At 37.2% G+C, this 13,725-nt stretch carries 15 protein-coding genes and 1 pseudogene; 9 read left to right on the forward strand and 7 right to left on the reverse strand.

Translation table 11 applies throughout. The features are described 5' to 3' along the window. Positions 1 to 36 precede the first annotated feature (36 nt). From ACM03V_RS14650 to ACM03V_RS14680, 7 genes and pseudogenes are all read left to right on the forward strand, one after another. A complete protein-coding gene (locus tag ACM03V_RS14650; RefSeq protein WP_414621526.1) occupies positions 37 to 1,350 on the forward strand; it encodes a CHAT domain-containing protein in 1,314 nt (437 codons plus the stop codon). A gap of 94 nt (positions 1,351 to 1,444) precedes the next feature. Further along, positions 1,445 to 1,672: pseudogene (locus ACM03V_RS14655) on the forward strand (CHAT domain-containing protein); the annotation flags it as partial. A gap of 324 nt (positions 1,673 to 1,996) precedes the next feature. Next, positions 1,997 to 2,311 carry a helix-turn-helix domain-containing protein gene (locus tag ACM03V_RS14660; protein WP_414621527.1) on the forward strand — a complete coding sequence of 105 codons (315 nt, stop codon included), beginning with the start codon at positions 1,997 to 1,999 and terminating at the stop codon, positions 2,309 to 2,311. A 62-nt stretch (positions 2,312 to 2,373) separates the two neighbouring features. After that, positions 2,374 to 2,601 (forward strand): hypothetical protein, encoded by a 228-nt coding sequence (locus tag ACM03V_RS14665; protein WP_414621528.1) that lies wholly within the window; start codon positions 2,374 to 2,376, stop codon positions 2,599 to 2,601. After that, complete coding sequence (locus tag ACM03V_RS14670) at positions 2,591 to 3,007, forward strand: putative toxin-antitoxin system toxin component, PIN family (protein ID WP_414621529.1); 417 nt, start codon at positions 2,591 to 2,593, stop codon at positions 3,005 to 3,007. The genes ACM03V_RS14665 and ACM03V_RS14670 overlap by 11 nt, the downstream gene beginning before the upstream one ends. 253 nt (positions 3,008 to 3,260) lie before the next feature. Then, positions 3,261 to 3,947 carry a DNA-binding response regulator gene (locus ACM03V_RS14675; RefSeq protein WP_414621530.1) on the forward strand — a complete coding sequence of 229 codons (687 nt, stop codon included), beginning with the start codon at positions 3,261 to 3,263 and terminating at the stop codon, positions 3,945 to 3,947. A gap of 117 nt (positions 3,948 to 4,064) precedes the next feature. Continuing rightward, the gene (locus ACM03V_RS14680; RefSeq protein WP_414621531.1) at positions 4,065 to 6,251 is read left to right on the forward strand and encodes a S8 family peptidase; all 2,187 of its coding nucleotides are present in this window, start codon (positions 4,065 to 4,067) and stop codon (positions 6,249 to 6,251) included. 31 nt (positions 6,252 to 6,282) lie between these two features. On the opposite strand, the gene ACM03V_RS14685 is transcribed toward ACM03V_RS14680, so the two are convergent. After that, complete coding sequence (locus tag ACM03V_RS14685; RefSeq protein ID WP_414621532.1) at positions 6,283 to 6,723, reverse strand: CHAT domain-containing protein; 441 nt, start codon at positions 6,721 to 6,723, stop codon at positions 6,283 to 6,285. Positions 6,724 to 6,955: 232 nt separating this feature from the next. On the opposite strand from ACM03V_RS14685, the gene ACM03V_RS14690 reads away from it, so the two are divergent. Beyond that, the gene (locus ACM03V_RS14690) at positions 6,956 to 7,585 is read left to right on the forward strand and encodes a restriction endonuclease subunit R (RefSeq protein ID WP_414621533.1); all 630 of its coding nucleotides are present in this window, start codon (positions 6,956 to 6,958) and stop codon (positions 7,583 to 7,585) included. Between the two features lie 19 nt (positions 7,586 to 7,604). On the opposite strand, the gene ACM03V_RS14695 is transcribed toward ACM03V_RS14690, so the two are convergent. After that, a complete protein-coding gene (locus ACM03V_RS14695) occupies positions 7,605 to 8,084 on the reverse strand; it encodes a CHAT domain-containing protein (RefSeq protein WP_414621534.1) in 480 nt (159 codons plus the stop codon). 95 nt (positions 8,085 to 8,179) lie between these two features. On the opposite strand from ACM03V_RS14695, the gene ACM03V_RS14700 reads away from it, so the two are divergent. Beyond that, positions 8,180 to 8,437 (forward strand): hypothetical protein, encoded by a 258-nt coding sequence (locus ACM03V_RS14700; protein ID WP_414621535.1) that lies wholly within the window; start codon positions 8,180 to 8,182, stop codon positions 8,435 to 8,437. Between the two features lie 45 nt (positions 8,438 to 8,482). Here ACM03V_RS14700 and ACM03V_RS14705 read toward each other — a convergent pair whose 3' ends face one another. The 5 genes from ACM03V_RS14705 to ACM03V_RS14725 form a co-directional block, all read right to left on the reverse strand. After that, the gene (locus ACM03V_RS14705; protein ID WP_414621536.1) at positions 8,483 to 8,740 is read right to left on the reverse strand and encodes a type II toxin-antitoxin system RelE family toxin; all 258 of its coding nucleotides are present in this window, start codon (positions 8,738 to 8,740) and stop codon (positions 8,483 to 8,485) included. Continuing rightward, positions 8,718 to 8,939 carry a hypothetical protein gene (locus ACM03V_RS14710; RefSeq protein ID WP_414621537.1) on the reverse strand — a complete coding sequence of 74 codons (222 nt, stop codon included), beginning with the start codon at positions 8,937 to 8,939 and terminating at the stop codon, positions 8,718 to 8,720. The genes ACM03V_RS14705 and ACM03V_RS14710 overlap by 23 nt, the downstream gene beginning before the upstream one ends. 179 nt (positions 8,940 to 9,118) lie before the next feature. Next, a complete protein-coding gene (locus ACM03V_RS14715; RefSeq protein WP_414621538.1) occupies positions 9,119 to 9,250 on the reverse strand; it encodes a hypothetical protein in 132 nt (43 codons plus the stop codon). After that, complete coding sequence (locus tag ACM03V_RS14720; protein WP_414621539.1) at positions 9,247 to 9,489, reverse strand: hypothetical protein; 243 nt, start codon at positions 9,487 to 9,489, stop codon at positions 9,247 to 9,249. Before ACM03V_RS14720 ends, ACM03V_RS14715 begins: the two co-directional genes overlap by 4 nt. A 174-nt stretch (positions 9,490 to 9,663) precedes the next feature. Continuing rightward, positions 9,664 to 13,668 (reverse strand): CHAT domain-containing protein, encoded by a 4,005-nt coding sequence (locus ACM03V_RS14725; RefSeq protein ID WP_414621540.1) that lies wholly within the window; start codon positions 13,666 to 13,668, stop codon positions 9,664 to 9,666. Between the last annotated feature and the right edge of the window lie 57 nt (positions 13,669 to 13,725).

Raw genomic sequence — 13,725 nt, forward strand, 5'->3', positions numbered from 1 at the left:
GATCTTAACCTTTAAAACAAAAGCAAAATTAAAAAAATGACTTCACAATTATTTCCTAAAATAGCGCTATCGTTTATCGCTATATTCGCTTCTTCCGGATTACCTTTGAATACCGCAATAGCTTTAGAAAAATCACCAACTAGTCTAAAAAATAATTTTCTTCTAACGCAAACTACAACTAACTCAATATCAACTGAGCAAATTAAACAAGTTGCAAAAAATCAAAATGCTACATTAGTTCAATATTCGCTCTTGAATGAAGAAACACAAGAATCAGAATTAGCAATTTGGGTGATTAAACCTACAGGTGAAATTACCATGCGTCGCGTTGATTTAAAAGCTTGGCAACAAAAAGAGAAGACTTCGCTGGCAGAATTAATTGCAAAAATTCGCAATCAAATCGGTGTCGGAAGCAATTATAACAAAGGTATTATAACCGTATCGGGAGAATCTAGAGAAAAACCTTCTCCAAAAAGCTGGAAACAACTCCATCAAGTATTAATTCAACCCATAGCCGATTTATTACCCAAACAAGCAGAAGAAAGAGTTATTTTTATCCCTCAAAATGAATTATTCCTCATTCCCTTTGCAGCATTACAAGATAACAACGGTAAATATCTGATCGAGAAACACACAATTTCCACCGCTCCATCAGTTCAAGCATTAGATTTACTTTACCAGCGAAAAATTAAGCGTCAAGGTGAACAATCATTTGTCCCTGGGAACATAAAGGGTGATGAATTATTAATAGTCGGAAATCCAACTGCCCCAAAAGTTTCTCTGACAAAAGGAGATTTTTGTAAACCACCATCGTTACCGGGTGCAGAAAAAGAAGCAAAAAACATTGCACAGATATTTAAAACTCAACCATTAACGGGTGATGCTGCGACAGAAACCGTAATTGTGAACAAAATGTCACAAGCGAGAATTATTCATTTAGCAGCAATGGCTTATCCCGAAGACTGTAAAACGGATAACTCCCCCGGTGTAATTGCGCTTGCTGATTCCAGTCAAGATGACGGTTGGTTGAGAACATCAGAAATCCAGGATTTAAACCTCAAAGCCGATTTAGTTGTTTTGTCAGGTTGCGATACAGCATTGGGAAGAATCACAGGTGATGGTGTGATCGGGTTATCCCGTGCTTTCTTTGCTGCTGGTGCGGATAGCGTTATTGGTTCGCTGTGGAGTGTTCCCGATGAGTCTACAGCCATACTGATGACGCATTTTCATGGTAACTTAAGTAAAAACACTGGTAAAGCAGGTGCGTTGCGTCAAGCGATGCTGGAGACGATGAAAAAGTATCCTAATCCGAGGGATTGGGCTGGTTTTACGTTGATTGGTTTGTTGTGATGTGGGGATTTATATAAATGTCTTATTACAAGGTTGGGCGGAGTGTTTTTGTTAGTTTATTGGTGATTTTATCTACCTCTTTTGTTCCAAGTTTATCGGTTTATCGCGTTTTTGGATTAGTGCGGGTGTACCCAGTGTCTTAGTGTCGTTATGGTCGGTTCCAGATGCGCCAACAGCCGAGTTGATGACGGAATTTTATCAAAATATTCAAAAAAGCCCTGATAAGGCGCAGGCGTTGCGACAGACGATATTGACGACGATGAAACAGCATCCAAATCCTGTTGATTGGGCAGCTTTTACTTTGATTGGGGAAGCGGAGTAATATAAGAGGATGTTTTAAAAGTATCTGGCGGTTAAAACCGCTACTACACAGGCAAAGTCCACCTCCGTGGACTAGTTATTTTTAACCCGCGCAGGCGGGTTTTGCTTGTGTAGCCAAGCCAGTGCGTTGGGCGGGTTCCCCGACTTGAAGCAACTGGCGCGTGATTTTAATCGCCAGGCAAGGTATTAAATCCGACTTTTAAAACATTCTCTAAGGTTCGTAGTTGTGCCACTCTGCGAGAAAGCTTCGCTTACAGCACCTCTTAGCCGGAAGCGCGGTCATCGCAACTACGAACATATTTTAATATAGGACATCTCATATAAAATGATATTTGAAGAAAGCAGTGGTAATGTATTCGCTGACCTCGGTTTAGAGAATGCGGAGGAACTATTTACCCGTGGAAAAATCGGAATTCACGTACTCCGTCTGTTGAAACAACGCAATTTAAAACAGCGGGAGATTAGCGAGCTTTTAGGAATTCCCCAACCTGAAGTATCCCATTTGATGAAAGGAGAATTTCAACGTTTTAGTGAAGGTAAGTTGTTGATTTTTCTTAAGCAACTTGATACGGAAATTACTTTACATATTCGTTCTCGGAATGGCGCTGAGGAAGTTGCGGAAACTGTTATATCGCTGTAGCAGAATCTAGATATAAAATCGATATGCAGCAATTCCCCATAACCTAAAACTTATAAACCACCATGACTCAAAAAATCTATCAACTCCCCCTAAGCTTCGAGCAAATTCTTAATCTTGTTCTACAACTTCCAGCACAGGAACAAGAAAAACTCATTCAAGAAATCAAGAAAACTTCTGCAATAAATCAAGATGAAGATTTACTTAGTGTTTTTGACAGAATCGGTAGAAATGCTCAAATCAAAGGACTAACTGAAGAAACTCTAGAAGAATTGCTCGCCGATGAATCATAAACTAATTGTCATTGACACAAATGTTTTACTTAGTGCTGTCCTCAGTCCTAACGGAACAGCCCGTCAAGCTTTAGATAAAGCCTATAAAGTATTCAAAATCGCTCAAAGCGAGGAGACTTTCCAAGAATTAAACATCCGAATCTATAAACCTAAGTTTGATAAATATATCTCAGATACAGACCGACAAGATTTTTTGAACGTAGTTAAAAAATACAGTCAATTTATCGAAATAAAATCTCAAGTAAATATCTGTAGAGAGCCAAATGACAACAAATTTTTAGAACTTATTAAAGATGCCAATGCTGAGTTTTTAATCACAGGGGATCGAGACCTTTTATCACTCAAGACTTTAGCCGAATATCAAAACCAGATTATTACTCCCAGAGACTTTCTTAACCTTGATTGATTCAAATATAGCGTTTTCTAATCACGTAAAAAGACGGGGCTTCTACGCACAGTAAAGATCGAAACGTCATACACCCGTTGCAAGATGATTATTTTAGTTTTTGCATAACCCCTACAACACCCAGAGATATACATATATAGTTCATCAATTGATGAGCATAAATAACCGAATCGTCATCAAGGTGCATCAATTGGCATAATGCAGCTATATTCTGCCTTTTTTAACCATCCAAATATTTTAGAGGAAAGAAATTATGAATCAATTACTAAATAAACCATCACTTCAATTCTTTGTAGTTGATAGTCAAGAGTTATGTATAGATGGAACAATTAAGGTATTACGTTCAAAGTATCCAAATGCTGAAATTATTACGGCTACAAATGCGAGAGATTTTCTCAATCAAATGTCAATATATAAACCCGATTTAATTGTGATGGATATCTCTATTGCAGAAAAACCTCAAGAAATACCATTAATTAATACAGGAATACAGCTTTTAAAAACAATCATCCATAATTATCCACAGTTAAATATTGTCGTTCAAAGTACCTGTATTAAAACATTAGTCCGAATCAAATCTGAAATTGATCTTCACTCTGGAGGCTTTACTGTTGCTGATAAAAGTATTTCCACTGTTGAATTTTTACAAACAATTGAATGGGCATTACAGGGATTAACTCATACAAAAGATATCCCACACATGAATGGAGCCTCACAAGTTAAGCCAGAGTGGTTAAGATTGTTAGATTTAGCTTTTAAAGAAGGATTTCAAGATAAGGCGATCGCCCAACATATTTGTGTATCGGAACGTATGGTAAGGCATTACTGGGATGGATTGCAAGATGCTTTAAGTATTGATTGCGATCAGTTGAAAAATCAAGGTAAAAATTTACGAATTGTTACTCAAATCCGTGCTAGGGAAGTGGGGTTAATTGATTGATTTCGTAAAAACTGCATACCCCCACACCATCCAGATATATACATACTTGAAGCGGGTAAAGAAGCATACTTTAACATTCGCTATCAATATCCTATAATTCAACTGCAAACCTAAATTATGAATCACAAACGCACTGTATCAGGTATTCTTCTCGCTAGTAGTATTTTAGCTTTCACAAATATTTTGCCATTTACAGCAAATATTAAATTTAATTCAACTGTTTCGGCTCAAATTACAGAATCAAACAATAATGAATTATTCTACATTTATAAAGGACAGCGTGTTCCTTTAACTGAACAAAAAGATGCTGTTGCTGTTGAATTCAAAGCTTTGCCTAAAACTCGCTCTCGTAGTGTTAATCCTCTTTATTTACAGTTAGAGCAAGATTTACAAACAGGTACTCGAACCCGTGGTGGTAATTCCCAGGTACAAGTTAAACCTTTAGGGGAAAATTATGCTGTTGTGACTTTAGCTAGTAGTAATGGTAATACTGATGCCATTAGAAATAAAATCCAAAATCAAAGTTATGTGAAAACTTCTTTACCTGTATTAAGTCGCGCAAATCAGCAAGATACGATTATTTTATCCAACGAAATTATTGTTAATTTTCAACCAGATATGAAGGAGAATGAGAAAGTATCTATTCTCAAACAAAATAATTTAGAAGTTGTTCGTTCTTTGCGATTTTTTCCCAATATTTATATTGTCAAATCAACTGATGCTTCTGGTACGGCTGTATTGAATGTTGCTAATAAGCTAAATCAAGTTAAAGGTGTTAATTCTGCTGCACCAAATTTCCTACAATCGGTAGCTAATTCGATTGATATGGGAGATAATAAAAAGTCTTTGAATATCGAGTCAATCGATAAACAAGATACAAATCATCATCAAACTATTGCCCCAAATGCTAATAATTCAACAACAAATTATTTAGGTTTACAGTGGCATTTGAATAGTGTACCCCTCAAACAATGTATCCAACAGGAAATCGATAGTTTTGATTCTCTACAAAACTGTCTTCAGCAACAAACAGCAAAGAATAAACAATCAAAATCAACATCATCTCGTACCGATTTGCGAGTTACCGAAGCTTGGCAAAATAGTAATGGTGGAAAAGGTGTAGTTGTAGCAGTAATCGATAGTCTGATTCAATGGAATCATCCCGATTTACAAAATAGTTTATACAAAGTATCCGCAGCAGATAAATGTCCTGGAGAAGAGTATGGATGGGACTTTTCGGAACCAAGTAACAGTAATCAGCCTTGTGAAATTGGTGATTCCGATACCCGTATGAGTCCTTTAGAACTCAATATTTTGAGAAGAAAATTACACGATACATTTAAATTATCTGATCGAGAATTAATCGAGCGATATTTAACACCGAGAATACAAGCACGCATAACTTCCCCACTCTCTGAAAAAGAATTGGCTGAATATTTGCGTCGGATGATTCGCTCTAATGTCGGTGGCGAATTTCACGGTACTTTAGTTAGCGGGGTGATTGCAGCAAAACCCGAAAATTCTCAAGGGATATCGGGAGTTGCACCCAATGCGAAAATTTTACCTGTACGGGTATTTGGATTAAATGGAAGTATTTTCACCTCTTCATACATTGAAGCTGTGGGTTATGCAGCAAACCGTGGTGCTGATGTAATTAACTTGAGTTTGGGTGGTTATGTACCAACGGATGTGGAAGAATTCGCATTCAGTCAAATATTACAGCAAAATCCCAAGTTAGTTGTAGTTGCTTCATCTGGAAACCAAAATTATGCCTCAGTCGCTTATCCTTCTGGATATGATGGAGTATTGTCAGTTGGAGCGAGTAATTTAAATGGCGATCGCGCACCCTATAGTAATTATGGTAAAGGATTAGGCGTGGTTGCTCCCGGAGGAGATTTTAGTACACCCGCAGGATGGTTGGGAGGAATACCCACCACTGGAGGAACTTGGATGGATACATTTTGGCAGGGTTTAGCTTTCCCTAACTCGCGTTGGTCAAATGTAATCGATTTCAAGGGACAATATTGGTGGATGCAAGGTACTTCTTTTTCTTCTCCAGCAGTTGCGGGAGTGGTAGCCTTGATGAAAGGTGAAGATAAAGGAAAATTGAACCGGGTTGAGTTAATTGATATTCTTAAATCAACAGCTAGTTACGAAGATTTGAATATTACTAAAGAAGAACAACAAAGATATCGTACTTTAGTTAGTGGAGGTGCAATTCCTTCAACGGTAACGGATAAACAGCTTTTCTTCGGTAGCGGATTGATTAACGCATCGGCTGCTGTTAGGGCTGTGAAGAAGTAATTTGTTATTCGTAATTATAAATTATAGCGGTTTAAGAGTCAGGTAACGAAGCGTCTCCCGGTACAAAAGCAGCGTGAGTAGCGAGGTGAACGATATTATATTCGTTCATTTTGACAATGGTATCGTCTTTACTAAATTCTTTGTCAATTAACTTGGTAGTTTTGGGAAGTAATTGTGTCAGATTTTCTACTTCTTTCCCTGCATAAGTTAATCCTTTGAAGGGATAGTTTTTTCCTATGACTTGAATATTATAGTTACCATTAACAAACGCTCCAGCTAAAACCTTTGGTTGGGGTTGGGGTTTGGCGGTAAAATCGGTGAGTGATTTAGCGGTGATGTTATTAATATTTAAACGTTGGACTAACCATTGTTCTCCGTCGTAGAGTGCCGCTAAGGGTATGTAGCGCAGTTGACTGTCGGGAGCATAAATAATAGTTTTGGTTTTGGCTTGCTTGAGGTCATTTTCGTGCATGTTTAATTAGCCAGTTATAAAGTTTTTTTGCCGGGGTTTTATGTGAAGTTTTAGGTGAATAAATCAGGACTTACGCACTCGTTACGATTTTCCAACGTTTGTGATTGCTTCCTTACGTCGCAATGACTATGGTTACGTTACCCGTGCGTGAGTCTTATAAATGCACAACGCCATATTTCAAGTTTGCTAGAATAACATATACAACATTAGTATTGCTTCTTCCCAAGTAATTATGGTGCAAACAATCCAAGCAAAAGATATCAATTTACGCTACTTGATTGATAATTTTGGTATTGAGTTAGTTTTAGATGACCAATTTTTCAGCGAATGGCAAGAAAATTTACCAGAAATCACAGATTTAGATAAACAACTTTTAGATAAAGTCAAAGCGGGTTATTTTAATTTGCTTAATTATCCTCCTTTACTGGAAGATGTTGTGAGAATGGCAATTATCGATCCCATACTTTTTATTGGCGACTTTTATCTCAATCCTTTTTATGTCAAATCAGAAGAATCTATAGATATTGCAGTACCAGATGAAGATGTCATCATTAAAGGTAGAATTGATACTTTAGTTTTGCAAAAACAATTATGGATAATGATTATTGAGTCTAAAAAAGCTTCATTTTCTATTGAAGAAGGATTAGCACAAATTCTTACTTATATGTTAGGTAGTCCAACAACTGACAAACCCTGCTTTGGTATGATTGGTACAGGTAGCGAGTTTATTTTCGTTAAATTAGTTAAAACAAATACACCCCGTTACGCTTTATCAAAAGGATTTTTAATGCGTAACCCAGGCAATGAATTATATGATGTTCTTCGTATTTTGAAGGGTTTGATACAGATTGCTAGCGTTTGATTAGCAGTGTTATACAATACTACTCCGCTTCACCAATCAAGGTAAACGCTGCCCAATGGATAGGCTCAGGATTGGTTTTCATGGTTATCAACATAGCATTACGCAAGGCTTTGGCTTTATCTCCTGTTTTCTCCCACTGCTGATAAAATTCAGTCATTAAATTTGATGTGGATTCATCGGGAATCTTCCATAGCGAAACAATTACACTCGATGCACCAGCAGTTATCAGCGAGCGAGATAAGCCTATCACCCCATCCCCGGTAATTTGTCCTCTACCCGTATCGCAAGCACTGAGTACAATTAAGTCGGCATTTAGTTTTAAACCGATAATTTCTGTGGTTTTGAGTAAACCTTCGTTTACATTGCTCAATTGATCGGCTTTATTAAGAGGGGTATCTGGTGCAAGTGCGATCGCTCCAGGAGTACGTTCCCCAAAATCCTTACCATCAAGCAATCCATGTGTTGTAATGCTATGTAAAGAAAAGTAAATCAGCTTCAAACTCTTTTCCCTTCTGCCCCCTGCCCCCTGCCTTGTCTCAACGATGATTTTCCGTACCAACCTACTTAGTTATTCCTCAACAAGTTGTTGAAGATTTGGGTTTGAGAATTCGGGGACAAAGAATAGCTCAATATGCAAATGGTAGTGAAGAAAGTATCGGATTTACAGGTCCTGTGATTGTAACTTGGGAGAATCGCGAAACCTTAGATGAAGCACTAGTAGTAGGGAATGAAGTGCTAATCGGTCAAGTGATTTTAGAGAAGTTAGATTTATTAGTAGATTGTAAAAATCAGCGATTGATTCCTAATCCAGCACATCCCGATTATCCGGTGGCTATGATTAAAATCGCTTAACGAAGATGAATTTAATTTGGGTTGATTTTATTTGCGATTTTGGTGTTAATTTAATAATGCATCATACTCATCATGAGTACCTATCCAAAACCAGTAATAATCATCTCCCTTTTTTAAAGCTAAAGCACGATATCCACCAGTTACACGTGCAGACCAAAGATTTTTGCCAACTTTCTTAAAATGTAAAGATGGGTGCGATTGATTTTCCTGCCACAGTTGATATGCTTTTTTTGCCTGTTCTTTTATCTTTTCTGGTAGTTGAGCGTAAGCTTCCCAAAAATCAGGAGTTGTTAAGGATTTCATCTATATCTCGCACCCGGTTTTCTGCAATATCAGCTTCGGCTTTAGCAATTAGCCGATCTAATTTTCCTGATGTCAAGTCATTTTCTATTTGCTTATCCCACATTTGCTCTAAATATTCTTCCAACCATGTAGCCAATTGACGGATATCATTTTCCGGTAGTTGTTTAATCGCAGCTTCTATTTCTGGCAAATTACCCATTGTGAAGCTAATTCCTCAATAGATTTTACTTTATTTTATCGTGTTTGATGGCGATGCTCTAGGGGAACTACTACGCGATCGCAAAGTTCATCTATTATGTTACGTGTTTGTTCTACATTCCATCCCAAACCATTTACGTCAATTGGGCGAGTCGCAACAACCCAAAATTCGACAATTAGTTAAGGTGCAAGAAAACATTCGTCTCCCCGTGCTAATAACAAAGATACTGCATCTACGGCAAGGCTATGCTGCACATCACAAGGATTACAAAAACGCAAAACAACATTAGTGTCAAGCAAATATCTTGTCATTCTTCGTAAATACTATCCCGGCTTAAGGCTTCATCAGCTAAACTTACACCGCTTGATGGTAGTTGTGAAACCCATCCCCGAAATTCTGCTGCTCGTTTTGCTGGTGTTGAATCCTGGGATGGAGTTAATGATTCAATTTGTTCGGATTGAAATTCAGTAGAAGAGATAAAAGCAGCAAGTTTTTTGAGTTGTTCTTCGTTTAGGTTATCTATTTGTTTCTTCAGTTTTTCTTTTAACATAACGCCGGTTTCAGGAGAAAGCTAATATTTTTTATCGTAATTGATGCAATGTAATACCGCGTCGGGTTGAGGTTGAAATTATTAAACATTTTGCCGATTGTACAAAGATTTTGCGTTATTCCCAAACATGGAGACGTAACGCCCGGCTACGTCTCTACATATATAAAATCAAAATTACCGCCACTCACCCAAAAACGCAAAAGCCGCCCAATAATTAGGATTACGCCATTTATCATCTTTCCACATCTTCAACTGTGTCGCTCTCAAAGCCTCATTCGCTGACTTACCTTCCTGCAACATTTCCTTGTAAAATTCCTGCATAAATACTGCCGTACCTTCATCGCTCACTTGCCACAGCGACACTACCAACCGTTCGCCACCTGCATACATTAGTCCTCTTGTCAAGCCAACTAATCCCTCACCTTGAATTTCCTTACCTAATCCGGTTTCACAAGCACTTAATACAATTAAATCAGCTGGATAATCGAGATTAAATAAGTCTCCTAAACGCAGATATCCGCGAATATCTTTACCTTGTTTATCCACCAAAGAAAGGACAATACCCGATAACTCTGGATTTGCATCGTTAACAAAACCGTGAGTGGCAAAGTGTAAGATGCGGAATTGATTTAAAGCGCTACTGGTTGCCCAGTTGTAATTAGCATCAAAATCGAAAACTTCCAAGCTGTTTTCTTTAGGTACTAGTTTTAAAATCGTCTCAGCTTCTGTACGTGTACCGGGAAGTCGATTCCAAACTGAACGATTGAGAATATCAGCAGAACGTTTGAGGGCAGAACGTTCTAGTTCTATACCTAGAGAATCGGATGGTTTTGGTTTTGTTTTTGTTTCCTTGTTACGGGCATTTTGCAAACGAATCTTGGCATCGTCAGCGTTGTATACTGGATCGGCGAGGATTGCTAAAGCCTTGGGTGCCTTCTTGCGTAATTCTTGACGTTGAATTGCAATAGTTGACGCGGAAGGTAGATTAACTATTTCATGATTAATAAATAGAGGTTGGTAATTCGAGTTTATCGCCGGAGGTAGATTATCTATTTCGGGAATTAAACCACCACCTCTGTTATCGGATGATGTGACTTCTCCCTCGGTTGGTAGTTTGTCTTTCTCTTGTTTGGAGATGGGTTGAGTAAACACTCCACCCACCAGGGGTTGTAAACCCCTGGCTAATAGCTCAAGTCCGTTGAAACGGACTGAAGATAGGGAATTTGGTAGATGATATAATAAATTCTCAGTCCTCTTTAGAGGACTTTTGCTATTAGACAGGGATTTTGAATCCCTGGCGAATTGGGGGTTTCCCGAATTACGTGAACTAGCCGATTGAGCAGTTAAATCAGCCAACGCTGCAAAGGGAATATATTGCAAAGCACCATCAGCGACAACAACCAACCGCTTTTTGCCTAACTTATCTTTCACAGGTGTAAGAACAAGTTTGCTCAATTCCTCTGCTGCTAAATCAATGCGTGGAGTTTTGATATTTTTTGTATCTTGGCAAGGATTTTCTTTACCAGTCGCTGAAGGTGGTTTAGAACTGTTTTGGCTAATTAAACAAAATAAATTAATGCTGGCTTTTTCAATTTCTGATTTTTTGGGTAATTCATAAGTGTCGAGGGAAGTGGGAGATACCACCCATAAAAAACTGCGTTCCTCACCCAAGGAGTATTGTAAAAGTAGGCTATCTTTATCAAGTTGTTGTTGAATTTGCGGTAACTTCAGGGGTTGGGGATATTTGAGATTGGCGTATTTGGGATTACTTTGGCGAATTTTCGTTTCTAATTGCTTTTGTTGGTTGAGAAGTTCTGAGATTTCTGTTTGTAATTTGTCAGCATTGGCTTTAAGAACTGGGTTTCTTATCTTCTCACTATTAATAATTTCAAATCGTATTTTTTCCTTGGCATTAATTAAATCTTGTAAGCGTTTTTCTTCAGCTAAAAGTTCGGGATTTGCACCTTTGCGGATATTTGCCCGTGCTTCGGTTAAAAGTTCCACCAGTCCCCTAGCGCGGGATGCTTCGCTGGTTTCAATTGCAATTGCATTGTATCCTTTTGATGGGTCTTTTTTGTGGAGTTCCATCAATAGGTTGATTTTGAATTTGTAGTAGTTTTGAACTGTGGCGAAGTAGGATGTACGTAAGTCTGGATTTTGGACGTTAGTGCGGATGTTTTCGACGATTTTTATTGCTGAGTCGATGTTGGTTAAGGCGGTTTCTAGGTTTTCTAGTTTGCGTTGGTTGATGGCTATTTGATAGTTAACTTGAGCTTCTCCTGTTTTGTCTTGTAAAGTCTGCCGTAGTTTTAATTCTTCATTGAGCGTATTTATGGCTTGTTGATATTGTTTTTGAAACTCATAAAGAATACTGATTGAGTTTAATGTTTCAGCTTCTTTATTCAGTGAGCCAATTTTACGAAAGCTTACTAAATTTTTTTCATATATATTTAAAGCATTTATATAATCACCTTTTACTAGATATATACTACTAATAATTCCCTCAGAAGCTATTTCTTGGAATGAATAGTTATGCTTTTGCGATAGTGCTAATGCACGGTTAGCTGCTTCAAAAGCATTAGAGTAATCATTCTTGTCACGATAGGTTTTTGCTATACCCCAAAGTGCAAGAACTTCTGATAAAAAATCTTGCTCCTTTTGATGTAATGATTGTGCCTGTTGAAAAGCTTTCAAAGCTTGTTCATAATTACCATATACTAAGTTAAGATTACCAATATTAAGAAGAATTCCAGCTTGGTTAGGTATATGTTGTAATTTTTTGTATATCTCAAGTGACTGATTATAAGCATTGATACTGGAATTATAGTCACCTAGTAAGCTATATAGTCTTGCTATGTTGCCAAGAGTGCGAGCTTGCGAACTCGTATCTGTTATCAAAAGCTCAATTTCCAAGGCTTTATTGTAAGAATCTAATGCGTTTTGATAGTCTCCTTGTAAAGCATAGATATCAGCTTGTTGGTTAAGGCTTGAAGCTTCGTCTCCCTTAAATCCATTTTCCTTCTGAAATTTAATCACTTGACCAATATATTCAAGTGATTTTTGATTATCACCTAAGAAATTTTTATAAATGGTGACAATTAATCCTATTATTTGTGATTTCAGAATAGAATTTCCTGCTTGATCAAAAGAGTCTTTTGATTGTGTATAAAAACTAAGTGCATCTTGATAATTTTCAAGTAAGAAGTAACTATTCGCAATATTTCGATAAATAATGCCCTGATCAGTAAACCCTATTTTAATTTCTTCTTGTTGTAATTTAGATATTTCCTTAATAGAATAAATAACTTTTTGATGTTTCCCTAATTTAGCATAAACACCGGCAATTTCACTCATAGTAATCGCTTGAGCAGATAAGTCATTATTCTTACGCTGAATTTCTAAAGCTTCATTATGAGCTTTTAAAGCTTGCTGCGTTTCACCTATAAGAGAATACATTGAGGCAATGTGATTAAGAGTATTAGCTTCTTGTGACAGGTCTTTCAATATATCACGATAAATTTTTAGCGCTTCATTTAAAGAATCAATAGCTTTTTTCATATCTCCTAATCTTATATATGCACCTGATGTTGAGTAAAAAGTTGCAGCTAAATTCTCAAACTTCCTATTCGACAGGAAAATTGACTGCGCTTGATTTAAATATTCAATTGCTTTTTTGGGATTACCTGTGCTGGCATAAACATCCCCAATCATAGAGAGTAATTCACCTTGACGTATAGGTTGCTTTAGTTCTTCCCAAATTTCTAACGATTTACTTAAATAATTGAGTGCATTAAAATTGTCTGAAAGCGTAAAGTAAATAAAACCAATAGACTGATTTATTAGAGCTTGATCTGCTCGTAATCCCAATTCCTGAACAATTTTTAATGCTTGTTGATATTTCTCAATTGCCTCTTGATATCCTTCTCTAGTCCCTTTCTTCTTTAACTCCTTTCCTTCTTCAACTAACTTAAATGCATCTTGATACCGCTGCTGCTTATCTCTACTCAAGGGAACTGACGGACTTGGTACTGTCTGCTGTGCTATTTCCAACCCATAACCCTTGACATTAACGATTGTTGATTCCGACAACAGGAATAAAGTGAAAAATAAAGCTACAGCGCGAGAAGTCCACATAGGAAGCCTTTGCCCTACTTTTTGAGGTTTATTTTGATTATTCATACGTGATTATACTGTATTTTGATATTTACAATTTAATATAGTTCTCAGGGTTTTACG

Source organism: Calothrix sp. CCY 0018, from assembly GCF_963920925.1.
GTDB lineage: Bacteria > Cyanobacteriota > Cyanobacteriia > Cyanobacteriales > Nostocaceae > Rivularia.